Consider the following 19,685-nt stretch of genomic DNA (forward strand, 5'->3'; position numbering starts at 1 on the left):
TGTATTGAGTTAATCGAATTTGTGGTATTTTTTAACTATTTATCTTCTAAAAGTAGCATTAAATAATGTGAGGCCGACCAGCTAAAGTTAAAAGCTTCCATTCCTTTTCCTGTAAGCGGTTGGTAGTTTTCTCTTATAGAGGTGCCTTTATCCAGAACTCCTTCTGCATTATGAATGAGTTTATGTGCCAATTGGTTTGCTTCGGTTGTATAACCGTATTTTTCCAATCCATTTATACCAAAATAACTTTGGTCAAGCCAAATTGGTCCTCTCCAATAGCCACGTTCTGGTTTAAATTTTGGGTGGTTTGCTGCCAATGTTGGTAAAGGAACATATGTATTGAAAATAGTAGGATTCATCATGTTTTCTTTCATGGCTTTGGTTTGTTCGGCTGTCGCAACCTCAGCCCAAATTGGTAAATATCCTTCACATCCCATCGCTTTTATCAATGTTTTTCCGTCAATTGTGGTGTCATAATACCAACCTGTTGTTGGATCCCAAAATTGAGTTTGAATTTTAGCTTTTAATGTTGCACTTTCGTCTTGCCATTTTTTAGCTTCTTCATTCAATTTTAAAACTTGAGCCATTTTATTTAAAAAGTTCTTTTCGGCGTATAAAAATGAATTTAAGTCAACACTTTCCTGGTCTAATGAATAGGCTTTATCTCCGTTCTTTAAGATTTTACTATCATCAAAACGTACTGCATTATCCATTCCGCTTTCCCATTTGGCAGCAACCAATGTTCCATCTGTAGAGCCAAATTCGCATATACCATCCTGATCATGGTCACGTTCTTTGTACCACCAGTTATGATATGATTTTAGTTTTGGATAAAACTCTTTTATAAAATTGGCATCTTTAGTTTTTTCATAAATTTTCCAGATTGCCCATGCTGCAAGTGGCGATTTTGTATTTCGGTAATTGTTTTCTTCGAGGAGGTTGTTTCTGTAGATGCAATCTGGAATAAATCCGTTTGGTTCTTGATAATCAAATAGGGCACGCATCTGGTTTTTTGCCAATTCGGAGTCATAATTGGCAACCGCAACCGCATGTTTCCAGCTGTCCCATGCCCAAAAACCATGAAACCACTTGTAATTGTAACTAGGAAAAAGTCCACCGTGTTTTAATCCTTCGGCAGCAATTCTGGTATTATTTTGTAATGTCAATACTAGTTTTGCAACCAAATCAGAGTAAGTAGGATCTTTATAAATTGATTTCTTTCTGGCAATTAATTGTTCTAATTGACTCTCTTTTTCTTTTTGGGTGTTTTTAAGGAGTGTATTGAATGTTGTTTTTGTGATGATTTCATTTTCATTTTTCCATGAATATTGTGGAAAAATAAAGGTTTGAGAAACAATTAGGTCTTTTGTTTCGTTTGGTTTTAATACTAGTTTTTCAGTTTGAACTTTATATCCTTGTTTGAAAATTTCAACTTCGGGTGTTGCATTAAGAAACTGAATGTGTCCAATAGCAGTGCTTTTTGTAGAGACAATTTTTAATGTTTTATTTTCTTTAGATAATTGGATGTTGTCTATAAAAATATTGGAATCATAAGAAGGATAAAGGGTGATGACTTTTCCAGTTTTATTGGTAATACTTGTTTTTTGTAGTGCTGAATGACCAGATAAAAAAACAAGTTGCTGTTTTACGTCTAGTTTTTCATTTTGAAATAGTTGCACTAAATGGCTATTGTAACTATTTTGACTTACCAAGCTACTTTTCCAGTTGATGGCTTCGTGTTTGTTTTCGTCATTAAGTTGTAATGAAACCAACGAAGGGCTTAGCCAAACTCCATTTTCTTCGGTCATTAAAAAAGGACCAGAAAAGCCAGCTTTAACCTCACTTGGTTCAAGGAACCCAAATGCGAACCATGCACCTTTATCAGAGAAAGCTAATGATTTTCTATCTGTAGCTTCTGTTGGATTTCCTTTATAATTTATACTGTTTTTTGAAGATTCTAAAATAGGGAAGTCTTTTTGTGCCCAACTGAACTGTATTATAAAAAAGAATAAAAGAATATAAAGTATTTGCCTTTTGCCCATGTTGTTTCGTTTTTTATTGAATTTTTTTGGTTTGTGATACATTTCTCGATTCTTAAATAGTGATTAATAGAGAAATACGAAATCAGTAGATAAAAAGAATAGCCCAAGAAATATAGGGCTATTCTTTTAAAAATTAAAATAATTCAATGGATTAATTTGCTTGTAACTCTGTTAATGGAATTGGATAAAAATTGTTTTTTGATGCATCAAAACCAGTACGGCCTACAGCATCAAGTGCTGATTTTGTTTTGCCCCAACGACGTAAGTCATAAAAGCGATAGTTTTCTAGAGGAAATTCTAATATTCTTTCATGTTCAATTTGAATTTTTACCTCATCACCAGTTGTGCCAGTCATTGCAGGCATATCGGCTCTATCACGAACTTTGTTAATGTATGGAATAGCTTCTGGCGTACGGCCTAGCTCGTTCAGTGCTTCTGCTTGCATCAATAATACATTTGAATATCGCATAAGCGGAATGTTGATTGCTGTATATTCCTGATCCATTTTTTCTTGGGTATTTGGTATGTATTTACGGAATACAGGTTTGTCAGTATCACCAAATTTATCATCGTAAGTAGTTCCTAATACTCTTGGATTGTTTGAATCATTAAAATAAGGATCTTTAAAGAAAAGCGTGCTATAAAGACGAGTGTCGTAATTTCCTGTGGTAGCTATTTTCCCTTCTTTTTTAAATTCGTTTACAAGCATTGTACTCGGAAGAATTTCATCCCATCCGCCTAGTTCTCCTGCAGCCATCCAAAAGTGGAGTGCATTACGGTAAAATGCACCATTGGCAGTAGTTTCTGTGAATTGTAGTTCGAATATAGATTCTTTAGAATTTTTGGTAGTACCATCAAACATGGATACATAATCTTTAACCAATTCATATCCTTGTACTTTGTTTAATGCAGCAAGAGATTCATTTAGGAATGTTTGTTTTTGGGCTGTTTCTTCGTATGCTCTTGTTAAATAAGCAAATCCTAGGTAGCTATTGGCCGCTCCACTAGTTGCACGGCCGGTTTTGTCTTGTGTTTGTTTAAGTGGTAATATTTCGGCTACGGCTTTAAGTTCACTTGTAATGAAGTTCCAAGTTTCAACACGTGTTGATAATGGAATACTTAAATCATCTTCATTAATTATATATTTGTTTCTGATATAAATTTGTTCCCAGTTAAGAAGCAATTTCATGTGGTAATAAGCACGTAAAAAACGAGCTTCGGCTTCTATTTGTTTGCGATCAGCATCATTTAATGTTGCAGTTGGAACTTGTGGTAACTTATCAATTACTTGATTTGCATTACTAATTCCTCTGTAATTTAGTCTCCAATATTCGGTAAATTGACTATTACCATTGGTATAGGTAAATGTCGAAAGTTCTACCCAGCTTTGGTAATTTAAAGCATCACTTCCTAGTTCGCAAATATCTTCTCTATAAGCTTCTACGGGCCATTTTACTTCGGCAAAAGCCCATTGATCGACAGCACCTTCGAGTTGCGAATATGTTGCTGCCAAAGCGGATTCGGCATCGGCTTTATTTCTCCAGAAATTATTTGAAGTAAGTTGATCGGGAGATTGTTGGTCTAAATAGTCACTACAACTAGCGACAGTTAATAGGCCTATAATGGATAGTATAAAAAATGTCTTCTTCATGATTGTGTCTTTTAGGAATAGAATTAAAATATGTATTGAACACCTGTTACAAACGTTCTTGTAAATGGATACACGAAACGGTCAATTCCTGTATTCAGAACAGAAGAACGCGAGAATTCTGGATCTATACCTGAGTAGTTTGTGATGGTGAATAAATTCTCCGCACTTACATAAATCCTTAGCTTGTCTAATTTTGCTCCGCCTAACATTTTATTAGGGATTGTATATCCGATTTGTAATTGACGCATTCTTATAAAATCGCCACTTTCGAGAAAACGATCTGATTCACGGCTGTTTCCATTTGGATCTTGCAAAACGGCACGAGGAGTGTTACTGTGGTTTTCTGGTGTCCATGAATTAAGTGTTGAAGCCAGCATGTTAGTTCCAGAATTCATAGATTCATAGAAATATCTATTTCCGTTATATAATTTGTTGCCCCAGCCACTTCCTATTAAAGCTGAGAAATCGAATCCTTTATAGCTTGCACCTAAACTAATGTTAGCTTCAAGTTTTGGTAATCCAGTTCCAGCATATGCTTTGTCGTTTTCATCTATAACACCATCTCCATTCAAATCTTTAAATCGGATATCTCCCGGTTGCGCATTTGGTTGTAATAAAACACCATTTTTACTATGAGCATTTACTTCGTCAGTAGATTGGAAAATACCATCTGTTTTGTATAAATAAAAGCCACTAATCGGATTTCCTACGCGTGCTTGAGTAGGGAAATGCTCATCTCCATATTTTAATCCCTCACCATAAATAGTCTGACCTTCGTTTGCAAGTGAGATTACTTTGTTTTTAAGGGTAGACATGTTAAAACCTACATTGTATTTAAACTCATTAATCTGGTCGCGGTAATTAACTTCAAGTTCAAATCCGCTATTACTAATTTTGCCTACGTTTAAAATAGGATCATCGATTCCAGCAGATGGAGCTAATTTTTTTGTAATCAATAAATTATCAGTTACATTATGGTAGTAGTTCATAGAACCGCTAATTTTTCCGTTTTTAAGGGTAAAATCAATACCAATATTTTTAGAATCTGTTGTCTCCCATTGTAAGTTTCTATTCTCTAATGTTGTTGCAATACTCCCGGGCCAAGGATTACTTCCGTTACCTTGTACAGAGCCAGAACCTAAACCGTTTCCTGTACTAATTAATGTATTTGCTGAGTAATACCCTAGAGCGGCTTCGTTTCCTAATTGTCCCCAACTAGCACGCAATTTTAAAGTTGATATGATAAAGTCTTTAGGGAAAAAGTCTTCTTGTTCTATTTTCCATCCTAATGCAATAGATGGGAAAGTTCCCCAACGACTGTCTTCTCCAAATTTAGATGAACCATCTTTTCTAATCGTCATTTGAAGTAAGTAGCGATCGTTGAAAGAATAATTTAGTCGGCTAAAAAAAGAAAGACGGTTGTATTGAAATTTAGAACCATCTGCTGAGTATGTTCCTCCTTTACCTGCTCCAATAGTTTCAAAATTTGGATCTAAAAATCCAGAGGGACGATCAATTGATACTAATTGTCCGTTCTCTACAGAATAGTCAGTTGTTTTTCCTTCTACGCTTACCTCATTCCAATTTGAAGAGACTCCATTTATAGTATTTCCAAGCATCAAGCCAAAGGTATGTTTGCCAAAAGTTTTGTCAATTGTTATAATGTTGTCTAATATTTGCTCATCCCAATATGATCTTAATTCGGTTTGCAATGGGTACAAATGTGCTTCTTTTGGATTAGCAATATAAGGTGGGAAATGCGCTGTTTGTTGCTCATTTTTTGCACGATAAGAATAGGCTATTTTGTATTTTAACCAAGAGCTAATGTTTGCAGTTATAGCAATATTTGCAGTTATATCCTGACCTTTTATCATGCTGTTTTTAAAATGTTCTTCGGCAACAGGATTAGTATTAGTAGGTAAACCATTTTTGTTTGTTAAGCCATAACCGTAAGGTTCATTTGCATCGTAAACAGGGACTAAAGGCGATATTGCATATACTTCTCTAAGTTGAAAATTAGGTAATGCATTTTGTGTTCCAATGTATGCCATTTTTCCATCTACATCAAAGATTGATTTTTTAAAGCTAACTCTTGCGCTAGCGGTTTGTTGGCCAAAAGTATTATCGATAACAATTCCTTTTTCTTTTACATAATTACCATATAAGGCAAATTTAAGATCACCTTGTCTTCCTTGTACGCCCATGCCATAATTTTGAGTAAGCCCAGGACGGAAAACTTCGTCTTGCCAATCGGTATTGGTAGTTGATGGATTAGTGATATAAGCTGGAAGAGCTTTAGGAGAAGTTGCATATTTATTATACTCATCATACATTCTTTTGTGTACCGTACGATAGCCTTCAGCATCTAATAAATCCAATGTTTTTGCTGTGTTTTTATAAGCCAAAAATGAACTAAAATCTACTTTCACTCCTTCTTTTTGACCGTTTTTTGTAGTTACAATTATTACTCCATTAGCTGCGACAGATCCGTAAATTGCCGCTGCTGCACCATCTTTAAGAACCTCCATAGATTCTATATTTGTTGGATTTACAGTATTAATATTTCCTTGGAACCCATCAATAATGTAAAGAGGTTCTGTTGCTCCAAAAGTATTTACTCCACGTATTTTTACTCTTACATCGGCCCCAGCAACACCACCACTTTTTTGAACATTTACTCCGGCAACCAAGCCTTGTAGTGCTTCGGCTGGATTTGTTGTAGCTCGTGTTTCGATGCTTTCTTTCTTAACAGATGAAATGGCTCCTGTAACATTGCTTTTCTTTTGAGATCCGTAACCAATAACAATTACCTCATTAAGTTTATTGGTTTCTTCTTGCATCGATGCGTTAATTTCACCGCGATTATTGATAGCTTCCGTTTTTTCTATAAATCCTAAGTAAGAAAAAAGAATAGTCTGATTCGTACCATTTGGTATATAGGTTAAAGTATAATTTCCATCAAAATCGGTTGCGGCATTATACTTAGTGTCTTTTATAGAAATACTAACTCCAGGCAAGGAGTTGTTTTTGTCATCAGTAACTTTTCCAGATATGGTCTTTTTTGTCTGACTCTCCTGTGCGAGTAGGATATTTGGTAGCCAAAAAAGGAGAATGATCGGCATTAGAAAAGGCTTCCTAAGTAAGTTTTTTAATTGTTTCATTTTAGTTAGTTTTTGGTTTCTGGTTTTGGTTAAGCTTTTTATTCTATTTGAGGTATTATTTGTTTATGATATTAAATTTTTATCATTATTTATTTATTTTCCTTTTAAAATAATGATATTGATTTTTTTGAATATAATTTTATAAGAATAATGAAATTCAAATTTAGAGGATTGCATATATAAAATACACCAGTACCTACCAGTTTGTTTTTTAGCTTTGAGCCAAGAATCTTTTTAAGAAATTATTTTGCATGAAAATAAAACAGATAAATTGAAGGTGATTTTAAGCTAATATTAACTACTACTTGATTAGATTATTAAGTTGTTCATGAGGGCTTTTCTATTGATACGAACAATTAAAATTCAACAAAAAGTAGGTTTTGTCTTTGTAATATTAAGTAAAATTGAGAAAAATGAAATGTTTTCAAGTAATCTCATAATGGGGATTTTAAGTCTTTAATTGTTATTTTTTTTTAAATCGAGATGTGCTCAAAAAAATAAATAAAGCATAAAAAGGAAAAATAAATAGGGGGATGAATTCTGTTTTTTTAACACTAAAAGTAGTTGTTTATGAAGTATGTATTCTATTTTAATTCCTTATAAAAGAACCCTACCAGTAGAAATTTGTCTCTTTTTTAATTAAAATTATTGCGGAAGGATTTGTTCATATCTATTTTTGATAGTACAAAAACGGTAGAAGAATAAAAAAAATCCCTTTTTTAGTTTTAAACTAAAAAAGGGATTTATATTTATTTATTAAGGAATCTAGTTTTTTAAATCTTTGATCACTTTAAAAGCAATATCTACTTGATCTTCACTTACTAATATTGTAAATTCATTTGATGTAGAGATAACTTCATTTATTATAATTCCTTCCCATGCTAAACGTTGGAAAATGAAGTAATATATACCAGGAACTACAATGTTTTCTTTTGGTAATTTTACAGTAATTGAAGCCAAATTGCTTAATTTCTGAATTAATTTTTCGCGAGCAAAGTGTTTTTCAACTAGTTGATTTATACTGCTACTAACTACAATATTGGTTTCGTTAACACCACGAGATGAGGTATAGAATATATCTGATAATGTATTAATGTCAGATATTAAATCAGCTTGTTTGTTCAAAACAGTTTCAGATGCTGCAAAAGTATAATCTGTAAGTTCTGATCGTACTGTAATCTCGCCAATATTCTTAATTACTTTGTTTATCTTATGATTTAATTTAAAATCTAATTCTTCCGTTAGTCGTTTTAACGACATTACTACAGCACCTTGTTTTACTTCTTTGCCAAATTCGCTTTCTAATTCAGTCATTATATTTCTAGATAATGAGGTCAAATTAATAATGCCAAGAGATAATGCATTTAATAAAAAAGGCTTCGTTTTGATGTAATTTTCTACGATGGAGGAAACAGTTTTCATAATTTTCTGGTTTTTGTACTAACTTAGTGTGGTTGGTTTAGTTAATTGTGTGTTATATTTTTTTGCAAATATAAATTAAAAAACAATTTGTTACAAATATAACAATAGAAAATTATGTTAAAAATGATAAAAAGCATCTATAAGATGTTCTATCACAAAGGATTCCTTATTTTTGTGGATTGCAATGATATCAAAACGTATCTCAAAGTCTATTTCCCTATCGTTTATGTAGGCATTTACAGCTTTTACAAGTAGCTGAATTTTTTTTGGATTAACAAAATCTTGTGGTAAGCCAAAGTCAAGACTCGATCTTGTTTTTACTTCTACAATAGCCATGGTGTTTTCTTTGGTGGCTATAATATCAATTTCAGCTTTTTGAAAAGTCCAATTTCTGTCTAGAATTTTATAGCCGTTTTGTTGGAGATATTCCACAGCAAGATCTTCTCCTTTTTTTCCGAGCTCATTGTGTTCAGCCATGTTTTGCTTTTTGAGAGGTTAGTATTCAGTTTTTAGTCTCCATTTTTTTTACGCTAATAGTTTTCACGCAAAGACGCAGCGTTGCAAAGTTTGAATTGGGTTTCTTTGCAACGCTGCGTCTTTGGGAGATTGTACTTAATTATATAAGTACTTAGACTAGGTAATCGTTTATATTATTTATTAAAAACAAGCGTGCTTCCTGCCGCATTAACTTCGATTGTAACAGTACTTCCCATTACCAATGCTCTATTGTCTTGGATGTGTCCTGCTGGAAAATTAAATATTACAGGGATGTCGTATTTTTTGGTAACATCGTCGATAATTTCTAATGCATTTTTCCCCCATGGGATATCATTATCTTTCATTTTGGTCATAGCACCGATTACAATTCCTTTTAGGTTTTCGATGCATCCATTTCGCTTTAGGTTCATCATCATACGATCAATATGATAAAGATATTCGTCTAAATCTTCTATGAATAGTATTTTGTCTCGGCAGTCAATTGCTGATTTTGATCCCAATAAACTATATAGAATTGATAAATTACCTCCAACTAGTTCGCCTGTTGCATTACCAAATCGATTCATTGGGTCTGGTGAAACTGAATAGGAGATTGGGTTGCCAAACAAAGCCATTTTCATAGTTGCAATCGCATCAGGCGTTGCACGAGGAATACTTACTGGCATCACACCGTGAATGGATTTGTAGCCCATTGTATTAAGATGATTGTGTAAGACTGTGACATCGCTAAAACCTATGACCCATTTAGGATGTTGCTTAAATTTAGTGAAGTCAAGTAAGTCAATCATTCGAACAGTACCGTATCCACCACGTACGCACCAAATTGCTTTAATGTTTGGATTGTCCATTTGATGTTGAAAATCGATTGCACGTTGCTCATCAGTTCCAGCTAGCTGATTAGTATCTAATCCTATTGTACTTCCTATTACGGTTTCTATTCCCCAACTTTTAAGTAAGTCGATTGTTGGTTTTAAATTATCATCGATATTTTTTCTTGCTGTCGCTACTAGAGCTACAGTATCGCCTTTTTGTAAATAAGGTGGTGTTATCATGTTTTGTTGAGATTGACAGGTGAATGATTGTAAAGCAAAAATAAGAAATGTGAATTTACAAAAAGCAAAATGTTTCTTTAGGTATTGGAATTGGGTTGTATTCATTTTTCTAATTTTAGTTTACAACAACATTATCTAGTGGTGTTGCAGTTATATCTGTTAGTTTTCCTTTTTTGGTGGTCTTGTTTCCTGTCCAATTATATGTTTTCCCGCCAGTTACTATTGTTATTCCAACAGTATTGCTACTATCGTATATTGTATAAACAACATTTTTGTTTTTAAACGTAACTGTGTTGTCTTTTCTATCAAAGTTGAAATCTGGATTTTGATAGACTGTATTTATAGGATAAGAAAACTCTACTTCGTCATTTTTATCAATTAAAACATAGTTAAGTGTTCGATCATTGATGTTAAATAAAACAACCTTTTTTTGATTTTTATCCACAGTAAAGGAAAGGATGGTTTTTACCCCTTCATTTTCATCAAGGGTAATCATTCTTTTTGTTTTTACGACCATTTTCTTGCCATCCCAATTTTGTTCACTGTAATTATTATAAGGAAAATTCATTTGATCATCCTCAACTATTTTAATTACTTTGGGTTTGTTATTTTCGACAACAAACTCTGAAAATTGATGCCAGCAACAACCGCTTTTAGTCATTGTACTTAATTTCTTTTGCTTATAGTCTACCTGAAACATGCCACAATAGTCTTGAGCCAGTGCTGTAAATTCGGAGCTGAATTTAAAATCATTTTTAGTTCCTAAATATATTCTAAAAGAAGGACCATGGTAGCAACTATTCTGTCCGTCATTGATGGCGAAATCTTTAATTCCATCAAAATTGTAATCTTCATACATGATCAGACTTTGTTCTCCATAAGGCAACGATTTTATATTTGCCAAAGCTTTTCCATTGTGTAAGCTCAAAGCTAATTCATTGGATTCAACCTTTATGATTTGCTTATTGGTTTTTTTATCATAAATAGCAACCCATCCTTTCGAGAATACTTCAGAGGTGTCAGCTATGAAGATTTTTCCATAATAAACTTTTGAGAAATTATCCACTTTAAAAGTCGTTTGAGCAAAAGTAAAGTTGAATAAAAAAAGAAGCAAAGTTGTGGTTAAATATTTCATTTTATGTCAATGTTAGTAATATGAATCCTCTATTTAGAACTTAAATAAGATTATCTAAAAGCAAAGATAGCCATTATGGAAAGTATTTTGAACTTCTTATTTAAATGAATTAGTCTTATATTTGAAAGAAATTTCTTTAAAATAAGTTTTTATAAATAAGGATAACAATGAGAACAATTGCTTTTTCGGTTTTAATTTTTTTTAATTTATTGCTGCTACAGCTACAAGCGCAAACGAAAAAGTATGTTATTCATACTGTGGCTTTTTATAATGTCGAAAATCTTTTTGATACCATAAACAATCCAACTATTCGCGATGATGAATGGACGCCAAAAGGCTCCAGACATTGGACGTCTCAAAGATATTTTAAAAAATTAGAGAACCTCGCCAGAGTTATGTCTGAAATTGGAATGCCTGAAAATCCTAATCCGCCTACATTTATTGGGTGTGCCGAAATAGAAAACAGGGGAGTTCTGGAGGATTTAATAAAACAACCCAAGTTAATAGATAAAGAATTTGGAATTATTCATTTTGACTCGCCAGATCATCGGGGTATCGACGTAGCCCTGTTATTTCAGAAGAAATATTTTAAACCAGTTACTTATTCGAATATTCCGCTTATTATTTATAAAAAACCGATAGTGAGTGCTACTGATACAATTGAGAATAAGAAGAGACGGGTGTTTACTCGAGATCAATTACTTGTAACGGGATTTCTAGATGGAGAGGAAATTAATATAATTGTTAATCACTGGCCGTCGCGTTCTGGTGGAGAACAAAAATCGAGTCCGTTTCGTGAAGCAGCGGGTGCATTGAATCGAAAAATAATTGATTCCTTGCAACGGATAAACCCTAACGCTAAAGTTATTACAATGGGAGATTTTAATGATGGCCCTTATAATAAAAGTGTAAAAGTTGCACTAGGAGCTAAAGCGGACAAGAATGATGTTAGCGAGTATGGAATGTATAACCCATTTGAGGATATGGCAAAGAGAGGAATGGGAACTATTGCCTATCGAGATTGGTGGGATGTTTTTGACCAGATTTTAGTTAGCCAATCTTTAATTAAATCAGATTTCAATTCTTTTCAATTCTGGAAAGCTGGAATTTTTAATAAATCGTATTTAATACAAAATTCAGGTAAATACAAAGGATACCCGTTACGACATGCAGAAACCGAAGTAGGATTTAGTGATCATTTTCCAGTTTATATCTATCTTATTAAAGAAAAAATGTAATGCTTTGTAGAGACGCACCGCAGTGCGTCTAACGTATAGTTGCGAAAAGAATTATAAAATAAAATCATATCTAAGACGCACTGCGGTGCATCTCTACATGATACTTTTTATTAACTTAGCACCTCAAAACTTAGCATCTCATAATTATGGCTATTGCAAAACCATTCAATCTTACTAAATGGATTGATGAAAACCGTCACTTACTTAAACCCCCAGTAGGTAATAAAAATTTATATGTTGAATCGGATGACTATATTGTAATGGTTGTTGCGGGACCAAATGCCCGAAAAGACTACCATTATAACGAAACTGAAGAGTTGTTTTACCAGCTTGAGGGAAGTATAAAAGTTATTATTCAGGAAGATGGAGAGCGTAAAGAAATGGATTTACATGCAGGAGATATGTATCTTCATCCTGCTCGTGTACCTCATTCTCCAGTGCGTTCAGAAGGTTCTATAGGCTTAGTAATCGAAAGAAAACGAGCAGGAAAAGGACATAAAGATGGATTGCTTTGGCATTGTGATAATTGCAATCATAAATTGTACGAAGTGTTTTTTGAACTTCATAATATCGAGAAAGATTTCTTGCCACACTTTGAACATTTCTATAATTCTAAGGATTTGAGAACTTGTACTAAATGTGGTACTGTGATGGAATCTGACCCCAGATTTGTTGCAAAAAAATAATTCTGAGTTTTTTATATAAAAGGCATACTTTTGCAAAAAAAAATAAATTATCCACATGGACGATTATTATTCGAGGAAGAAGATAGATAAACAGGAGTAGCTGTGGCATCTTGCATGCGCTATTCCTAAAATAACGTTTTGCATTATGATTACCTTTTACAAAAACAACAACGGATTATTTCCAACAGAAAACCGTGAGAACAACAAATGGATTAATGTAGTTTGTCCGACACAGGAAGAAACTAAATTTTTACTCCAAGAGTTACAAATCCCTGAAGCTTTTTATAACGACATTGAAGATATTGATGAACGGCCACGTATTGAAATCGAAAACGGCTGGTTTCTTATTATATTGCGGATTCCTTTTAAAAGTAATGATGCAAAATTACCATTCAATACAGCCCCTTTGGGCTTAATGTTTAAAGACGATGTCTTTGTATCGCTAAGTTTTCATCAAGCAGAAATTTTATCAGATTTTGTTTTATATACCCAACGAAAAAAATCGGATGTAAAGAACCATTTTGATTTGGTTTTAAGGTTGCTTTTGTCTTCTAGTATTTGGTTCTTAAAATATTTAAAGCAAATAAATCAGCGAATTCGATTGGCTGAAGACAACCTTGAAAAATCAATTAAAAACGAAGAATTACAAGCATTACTTCAAATAGAGAAATGTTTGGTATTTTTTATCACTTCATTAAAAGGCAACGATATGTTGTTTCATAGAATAAAAAATCTGAAAAACCATAAAGAAGATTTTGATCCTGTTTTACTCGAGGATGTTGAAATCGAGTTGAGACAAGCAGAAGAAACTACAAACATTTACAGCAATATCTTGACAGGAATGATGGATGCCTATGCATCGGTAATCTCGAATAACTTGAATGTTATCATGAAAAGATTAACTTCTATTTCTATAATTTTGATGATTCCAACTTTGGTAGCAAGCCTATATGGGATGAATGTTCCTAATAATCTTCAGGAAAATAGTTATGGTTTTGTTGTTATTTTACTGATTTCATTGTTAATATCAATATGTGGGGTTTTCTTATTTAAGAAAAAAAACATGTTTTAGTTTAGTTTTTAAGAGGAATAAAGACCATCTTGATGACTTTAAATTCTTAATCGTTAACTTTATATGGTTTTGAATCAATCCTAATTAAAAACTAAATAGTATAATGGCAAAAAATATCTCCGAAAAATCATTTGAATCGTTTAATTGGCTCGACATAAAAGGACCTACAGAAGAACAATTAGAAGATATTGCCCAAAAGTTTGATTTGGAGGTTTTTCCAGTCAAAGATTCGGTGGAACACGGACATTTACCTAAAGTAGAAAAGATTAAGAATTTTAATTTTATTATTCTAAGAGCTTATACTGCAAATGAATACGATAATAATTCTACAGTAGGAGAACTTTCAAATAAAGTTGCATTTTTCTATAATGAAAAACAGCTAATAACGATACACAGAACTTCTTTTCTTTTTTTGGAGGACATTTTTAAATCTGATTTGAAGTGTACTTCTGTTTATGAATTGCTAATACGTATTTTTAAAGAAATTATTTTAACCTATAACGCTCCTTCTCAATGGCAAACAGATCAGATAGATGAAGTAGAGAAAACTATTTTCTTAAAGCAACAAAATAAAATCTCTTTAGAAGATTTGTATTTTCAAAAAGCTGAAACCAGAATTACCAAAAAACTTCTAGTGCTTACGCAAAATGTAATTAATAAATTTCATGTTCCAGAAGAAAACGCTTCAGCTCTTGAAGATGTAAAAGATAATCTCGTTAAGCTTATACTTGCCTATGAGGAGGCTATGGATGATGCGATTAACTTAATGAACACTTTTATGTCGGTAACTGCTCAGAAAAATAACGATGTTGTTAAATTATTAACAGTTTTTTCCGCTTTTTTCTTGCCTCTTACCTTTTTGGTTGGGGTTTATGGAATGAATTTTAAATTTATGCCAGAATTAGAATGGAAATTTGGCTATTTGTACGCAATTATTTTTATGTTTGTCATGTGTGTTTTTATCTATATATGGTTTAAACGAAAAAACATTATGTAACCACATGTAATAAAATTTTAATAGATAGATAAATTCAAATATATTTACATAAAAAAATATAACAATTTCTAACCAAAAAGTTACAATGATAACAATAGCAGAGCAATTCGGAATGAAAGACGCATTGGCGCAATTGGGTATAAAAGCCATAAACGAAGGAACATCAACTGGACTAAATAACTTTTCTTCAGGTGATATTCTTGAAAGCTTTTCGCCAGTAGACGGAAAATTAATAGCATCGGTAAAAACATCAACAGCTGCCGATTACGAAAAAGTAATGCAAACAGCGACAGAGGCATTTAAAGTTTTCAGACTTATGCCAGCCCCACAACGTGGAGAAATCGTACGTCAGTTTGGAGAAAAATTACGTCAGAATAAAGAAGCTTTAGGTAAATTGGTTTCTTACGAAATGGGGAAATCATTACAAGAAGGATATGGAGAAGTTCAAGAGATGATTGATATTTGCGATTTTGCAGTAGGATTATCACGTCAGCTTCACGGACTAACAATGCATTCAGAGCGTCCAGGACACCGTATGTATGAGCAATATCACCCAATGGGAATTGTTGGGATTATTTCTGCATTTAACTTTCCAGTAGCAGTTTGGTCTTGGAATACAGCTTTGGCTTGGATTTGCGGTGATGTTTGTGTTTGGAAACCATCAGAGAAAACACCACTATGCGGTATCGCTTGCCAGAATATAATTGCACAGGTAATTAAAGAGAACAATCTTCCAGAAGGTATTTCTTGCTTGATTAATGGAGATTATAAAGTAGGGGAGTTAATGACTGCAGATAAACGTATTCCTTTAGTTTCAGCTACAGGTTCTACTCGAATGGGTAAAATTGTTGCGCAAACAGTTGCAGGACGTTTAGGTAAATCGTTATTAGAGTTAGGAGGAAACAACGCTATTATTGTTACTCCAGATGCAGATATAAAAATGACTGTGATTGGTGCTGTTTTTGGAGCGGTAGGAACTGCAGGACAACGTTGTACATCTACACGTCGTTTAATCATTCACGAAAGTATTTATGATAAAGTAAAAGATGCTATTGTTTCAGCTTACAAACAATTGCGTATCGGAAATCCTTTGGACGAAAACAACCACGTTGGTCCGCTAATTGACACGCATGCTGTAGAGATGTATGCTAATGCCTTAACCAAAGTTGTTGCTGAAGGTGGTAAAATCCTTGTAGAAGGTGGCGTACTTTCTGGAGAAGGTTACGAAAGTGGATGTTATGTAAAACCAGCTATTGCTGAAGCAGAAAATTCATTTGAAATCGTACAACACGAAACATTTGCTCCCGTTTTATATTTGATAAAATATAGCGGAACTGTAGAAAATGCAGTTGACATTCAAAACGGAGTTGCTCAAGGTTTGTCTTCGGCAATTATGACTAATAATTTGCGTGAAGCAGAATATTTCTTATCTGTTGTAGGTTCTGATTGTGGAATTGCAAACGTAAACATTGGAACTTCGGGTGCTGAAATCGGTGGAGCTTTTGGTGGTGAAAAAGAAACTGGTGGAGGTCGTGAATCAGGTTCTGATGCTTGGAAAATATACATGCGTCGCCAAACTAATACTATCAATTACACCACAAGTTTGCCATTGGCACAAGGAATAAAATTTGATTTGTAAGATTATAATCATTGATGTAAAAACCGCTTTTTTCCATATTATTTGGGAGAAGCGGTTTTTTTTATTGCTTAATTCATAGTGTTTTATTTAAATTAGCATTTTAGTATGAAATACTTTGTTATTTCTGATGCTGTTTTGTGAAAATAGGAGCCGAAATGATAATTAAGTAACCAAATAATATTTTGAAAAATTATTAAAATGAGTTTGATTTTTTTAGCAGGACTTACTCCTTTCGGATATGGTTTCTTAGGAGTGATGGCGCTTTCTGTTCTAATTGCTTATATGTGGCTTAAGTCATCGGGCAAAAAAGAAAAAATGGGATGTTTTTCTATCGGATTTACTGCTTTTATTATTTGGTTTGCTTTAATGTTTCCTGTTGCTATATCTTTCTCAATCATAGAGAATGGTACGAAGATTATCCAAATAGCTGTTGCTGTGTTTTGGTTTCTTGTTATTGTTTTTGCAACATACGTTATATTCAGTAAAAATAGAACGGGAGTTAAAAAAGTGCTCTTTGTAATTTTTAAAAATATTTTGTTTTTAATAGTGCTGGGATTATTTTTAACCATGCTTGGAGGATTGGCTTATTTCGTTTATTTAAGGCTTTTTACTCATGAAAAAGATGATTCTCCTATTTGGGTTGCTTTTCTATGTATCTTTTTCTTAGCATCACTTATTTTGGCCGCCGCAGGTCTTTTAATACAAAGGAAAGAAGGGATGAAAAAAGAAAAGTCAACCTTTTATAAATTAGAAGAAGCAAAGCTAAAACCCGAAATGGTAGTAGAGTTAAATTTATCTAATACTAAATTAGATACTTTTCCGGTAGCAATTTTACAATTTAAGAATATTAAGTTTCTGATTTTAAGTCATAATAATATTACTGAAATTCCTAACGAAGTCAATAAATTACAACAATTAATAGGTTTAGATTTAAGTAACAATCCTATTTCAGATTCAGAACGAAATAAGATTCGAAGGTTACTTTCTAATCAAGTCGAAATTGTGTTTTAATAATTTCCAATATTGAATAATCCTTATTTTTAATAATGAACGAATTTTTTGCATTTTTTGATCAAAACAAAGTAGATGGCGGTATGGTCATTTTCTTAATGTTTTTCAGTCTTGGGATCGCCTTGTTTCAAACTATAATACTTTCTGGCTTATATAACTTAAAATTTCCAACATGGTTATTTTTTGTTTTATGCCCATCGTTTATTGGTTTGAGTTTTCTGGTTGATTCCAAATATACACTTATGGTTTTCTTCTTTTTATTCGCATCTGTTTTCATACTTGGTATTATTGGTATGTTTTACTCAGGAATTAGAAGTAGTAAAACTGAAAAAGAAGAAAGAGAAAAATTCAATAGAAAACATAAAATTAAAGAAACTACCTTAGGCAAGAAACTCCTTGGTTTGCTTATGATGGTTGGGGTTATTGGAGTATTTTTCGGGTTGCTTTATATTGAGAAATTACATTTTCTTTTTTTTATTATTCCAGGGCTTATTTTTATAAAAATGATTTTCTTTCCCAGCAACAAAAGCAAGTTCCTCAAGCTTCAGGCAGTTTTACCAACTTCTAAGATGAATGCGATCGCTATGGGATTAGTAGAAGTAGAGGGTGATTTAGAAGAAATTGAACCTATTATTTCGCCTTATTTTAGTAAACTCTGTATAGGATATTATTATACCATCGAAGAAGAAGGACCTGCAGATGATGATGGGAAAAGATCGTATAGAACTATATTTACAGAGCTAAAAGTAGGAAATTTCAAAATAAAAGACGAAACCGGAAGTGTTGCTGTAAATGGGGAAGGATTAGAGTTCTATTTTGATAGAGTCGATAAGCAAGAAGGAGGAAAAAAGAGATATTCCGAAACCTATTTAAAACACAATGATTATATGTTGCTCATTGGTTATGCCGATTCAGATCAAGGTAATACTGTTTTAAGAAAAGGAGATTCTAATGGAATTTTTGGTGTTGCAATACCTCAAAGTATCTCATTTAGGAACAAATATCAACCATTGCTAGTTTCATTTTTAACAACATTATTTTTTATCACATTTATACTTATCTATATCATTTTAAACTAAATATATTATGTCAGCACAAAATATTGCTTTAATCGTGGGGTTAATTCTGGTAATTATACTAGTTAACTTTTTTATCGGTACCTATAATAAGCTGGTTATGCTCAAGAATAACTTCGAAAAAGCTTTTAGGAACATTGATGTTATATTGATGCAAAGAGCCGAAGAAGTACCTGAACTGGTTAAAGTTGCGTCTAAATTTATGGAACATGAAACAACAATGTTGACTAACTTGACCAAGCTTCGCACGGATTTCTTAAATTCTAAAACAGTCGATGAGAAAATAGAAAATGCCAATGAGTTTTCAAAATCTCTTAAAACATTGTTTGCTGTTTCAGAAAATTATCCAACACTAGCATCTAATTCTAATTTTCTGGAATTACAAAAGCGAGTTTCACAAATGGAAGACAAAATTGCAGATAGAAGAGAGTTTTTTAACGATAGCGTAAATCTTTATAATATCGCAATTCAGGAATTCCCTAATCTTATTTTGGCAAAAATGTTAGGGTATCATACACAAACGTTATTTGAAGTTTCAACAGAAGAAAAAACATATAATGGAATTCAATTTTAATAGATTCTTCGGTTATGAAACTGAAATAAACAAAGCAACTGATTTGGTTTTAATCTACGGATTTGCAGTTTTAATCTTTGGTATTGTAGGATTGACACTTATTGCAGCTATATTTAGGAAGATAGGCTTTACTTCTATTATTAGTTATTTTATATCACCGCTAATATTGTGTTTAGGACTTACTTTGATACTTTCCATATTACCAACTATTGTTTTTAGTGTAGTGGCTTCAGATATTTCAGGTGTAAAGCTTATTTATAGTTGGATAACAATCTTTTTGGGGATGTTGTTCTTTGTAATGGTTAATCTCAGTACAATTAAAAAGTTTGTAAGAGAGTTTGGTAAGCTAACGGAGCAACAGGAGTTTAGAAACAGAAACAGATAATGCAACTTAGTTGCTTTTTGTTGTAAGTAATTGGATTAATGCAGGT

General features: G+C 32.8%; 16 protein-coding genes. 9 read left to right on the forward strand and 7 right to left on the reverse strand.

The features are described from left to right. Nucleotides 1-35: 35 nt before the first annotated feature. The 7 genes from LPB87_RS07965 to LPB87_RS07995 form a co-directional block, all read right to left on the reverse strand. Nucleotides 36-2,042 carry a trehalase family glycosidase gene (locus LPB87_RS07965; RefSeq protein WP_230605585.1) on the reverse strand — a complete coding sequence of 669 codons (2,007 nt, stop codon included), beginning with the start codon at nucleotides 2,040-2,042 and terminating at the stop codon, nucleotides 36-38. Nucleotides 2,043-2,193: 151 nt separating this feature from the next. Next, complete coding sequence (locus LPB87_RS07970; RefSeq protein ID WP_230605586.1) at nucleotides 2,194-3,693, reverse strand: RagB/SusD family nutrient uptake outer membrane protein; 1,500 nt, start codon at nucleotides 3,691-3,693, stop codon at nucleotides 2,194-2,196. Between the two features lie 23 nt (nucleotides 3,694-3,716). Then, the gene (locus LPB87_RS07975; protein ID WP_230605587.1) at nucleotides 3,717-6,854 is read right to left on the reverse strand and encodes a TonB-dependent receptor; all 3,138 of its coding nucleotides are present in this window, start codon (nucleotides 6,852-6,854) and stop codon (nucleotides 3,717-3,719) included. 765 nt (nucleotides 6,855-7,619) lie between these two features. After that, entirely contained in the window at nucleotides 7,620-8,276 is a 657-nt protein-coding gene (locus tag LPB87_RS07980) for an aspartate kinase (RefSeq protein ID WP_035618292.1), read from the reverse strand. Nucleotides 8,277-8,393: 117 nt separating this feature from the next. Then, nucleotides 8,394-8,753 carry a YraN family protein gene (locus LPB87_RS07985; protein ID WP_230605589.1) on the reverse strand — a complete coding sequence of 120 codons (360 nt, stop codon included), beginning with the start codon at nucleotides 8,751-8,753 and terminating at the stop codon, nucleotides 8,394-8,396. A 173-nt stretch (nucleotides 8,754-8,926) separates the two neighbouring features. Next, nucleotides 8,927-9,826, reverse strand: coding sequence for an LD-carboxypeptidase (locus tag LPB87_RS07990; protein ID WP_230727678.1), 900 nt, complete (start codon nucleotides 9,824-9,826; stop codon nucleotides 8,927-8,929). A gap of 115 nt (nucleotides 9,827-9,941) precedes the next feature. Then, nucleotides 9,942-10,961 (reverse strand): hypothetical protein, encoded by a 1,020-nt coding sequence (locus LPB87_RS07995; RefSeq protein WP_230605591.1) that lies wholly within the window; start codon nucleotides 10,959-10,961, stop codon nucleotides 9,942-9,944. A gap of 167 nt (nucleotides 10,962-11,128) precedes the next feature. Between LPB87_RS07995 and LPB87_RS08000 the strand changes: the two genes are divergently transcribed. From LPB87_RS08000 to LPB87_RS08040, 9 genes are all read left to right on the forward strand, one after another. Beyond that, nucleotides 11,129-12,199, forward strand: a complete 1,071-nt coding sequence (locus LPB87_RS08000) for an endonuclease/exonuclease/phosphatase family protein (RefSeq protein ID WP_230605593.1) — start codon at nucleotides 11,129-11,131, stop codon at nucleotides 12,197-12,199. A 146-nt stretch (nucleotides 12,200-12,345) separates the two neighbouring features. After that, nucleotides 12,346-12,885: a 3-hydroxyanthranilate 3,4-dioxygenase gene (locus LPB87_RS08005; RefSeq protein ID WP_129540164.1), complete on the forward strand. Its 540-nt coding sequence runs from the start codon at nucleotides 12,346-12,348 to the stop codon at nucleotides 12,883-12,885. 145 nt (nucleotides 12,886-13,030) lie between these two features. Next, entirely contained in the window at nucleotides 13,031-13,957 is a 927-nt protein-coding gene (locus tag LPB87_RS08010) for a magnesium transporter CorA family protein (protein ID WP_229989007.1), read from the forward strand. Between the two features lie 103 nt (nucleotides 13,958-14,060). Continuing rightward, entirely contained in the window at nucleotides 14,061-14,954 is an 894-nt protein-coding gene (locus LPB87_RS08015; RefSeq protein WP_230605595.1) for a CorA family divalent cation transporter, read from the forward strand. Between the two features lie 85 nt (nucleotides 14,955-15,039). After that, a complete protein-coding gene (locus LPB87_RS08020) occupies nucleotides 15,040-16,593 on the forward strand; it encodes an aldehyde dehydrogenase family protein (protein ID WP_230605596.1) in 1,554 nt (517 codons plus the stop codon). 198 nt (nucleotides 16,594-16,791) lie between these two features. Next, nucleotides 16,792-17,604 (forward strand): hypothetical protein, encoded by an 813-nt coding sequence (locus tag LPB87_RS08025; RefSeq protein WP_230605597.1) that lies wholly within the window; start codon nucleotides 16,792-16,794, stop codon nucleotides 17,602-17,604. Nucleotides 17,605-17,639: 35 nt separating this feature from the next. Beyond that, on the forward strand, nucleotides 17,640-18,683 hold the full coding sequence (locus LPB87_RS08030) for a hypothetical protein (RefSeq protein ID WP_230605598.1): 1,044 nt from the start codon (nucleotides 17,640-17,642) through the stop codon (nucleotides 18,681-18,683). A gap of 7 nt (nucleotides 18,684-18,690) precedes the next feature. Then, nucleotides 18,691-19,254, forward strand: a complete 564-nt coding sequence (locus LPB87_RS08035; RefSeq protein ID WP_230605600.1) for a LemA family protein — start codon at nucleotides 18,691-18,693, stop codon at nucleotides 19,252-19,254. Continuing rightward, nucleotides 19,238-19,639 carry a hypothetical protein gene (locus LPB87_RS08040; protein ID WP_230605602.1) on the forward strand — a complete coding sequence of 134 codons (402 nt, stop codon included), beginning with the start codon at nucleotides 19,238-19,240 and terminating at the stop codon, nucleotides 19,637-19,639. Before LPB87_RS08035 ends, LPB87_RS08040 begins: the two co-directional genes overlap by 17 nt. Nucleotides 19,640-19,685 lie beyond the last annotated feature (46 nt).

This window comes from Flavobacterium sp. EDS, from assembly GCF_020991525.1.
Taxonomy (GTDB): Bacteria; Bacteroidota; Bacteroidia; order Flavobacteriales; family Flavobacteriaceae; genus Flavobacterium.

Coding starts and splice junctions, on each gene's coding strand:
- LPB87_RS07965 (WP_230605585.1), bottom strand. CDS start 2,042: ATGGGCAAAAGGCAAATACTTTATATTCTTTTATTCTTTTTTATAATA.
- LPB87_RS07970 (WP_230605586.1), bottom strand. CDS start 3,693: ATGAAGAAGACATTTTTTATACTATCCATTATAGGCCTATTAACTGTC.
- LPB87_RS07975 (WP_230605587.1), bottom strand. CDS start 6,854: ATGAAACAATTAAAAAACTTACTTAGGAAGCCTTTTCTAATGCCGATC.
- LPB87_RS07980 (WP_035618292.1), bottom strand. CDS start 8,276: ATGAAAACTGTTTCCTCCATCGTAGAAAATTACATCAAAACGAAGCCT.
- LPB87_RS07985 (WP_230605589.1), bottom strand. CDS start 8,753: ATGGCTGAACACAATGAGCTCGGAAAAAAAGGAGAAGATCTTGCTGTG.
- LPB87_RS07990 (WP_230727678.1), bottom strand. CDS start 9,826: ATGATAACACCACCTTATTTACAAAAAGGCGATACTGTAGCTCTAGTA.
- LPB87_RS07995 (WP_230605591.1), bottom strand. CDS start 10,961: ATGAAATATTTAACCACAACTTTGCTTCTTTTTTTATTCAACTTTACT.
- LPB87_RS08000 (WP_230605593.1), top strand. CDS start 11,129: ATGAGAACAATTGCTTTTTCGGTTTTAATTTTTTTTAATTTATTGCTG.
- LPB87_RS08005 (WP_129540164.1), top strand. CDS start 12,346: ATGGCTATTGCAAAACCATTCAATCTTACTAAATGGATTGATGAAAAC.
- LPB87_RS08010 (WP_229989007.1), top strand. CDS start 13,031: ATGATTACCTTTTACAAAAACAACAACGGATTATTTCCAACAGAAAAC.
- LPB87_RS08015 (WP_230605595.1), top strand. CDS start 14,061: ATGGCAAAAAATATCTCCGAAAAATCATTTGAATCGTTTAATTGGCTC.
- LPB87_RS08020 (WP_230605596.1), top strand. CDS start 15,040: ATGATAACAATAGCAGAGCAATTCGGAATGAAAGACGCATTGGCGCAA.
- LPB87_RS08025 (WP_230605597.1), top strand. CDS start 16,792: ATGAGTTTGATTTTTTTAGCAGGACTTACTCCTTTCGGATATGGTTTC.
- LPB87_RS08030 (WP_230605598.1), top strand. CDS start 17,640: ATGAACGAATTTTTTGCATTTTTTGATCAAAACAAAGTAGATGGCGGT.
- LPB87_RS08035 (WP_230605600.1), top strand. CDS start 18,691: ATGTCAGCACAAAATATTGCTTTAATCGTGGGGTTAATTCTGGTAATT.
- LPB87_RS08040 (WP_230605602.1), top strand. CDS start 19,238: ATGGAATTCAATTTTAATAGATTCTTCGGTTATGAAACTGAAATAAAC.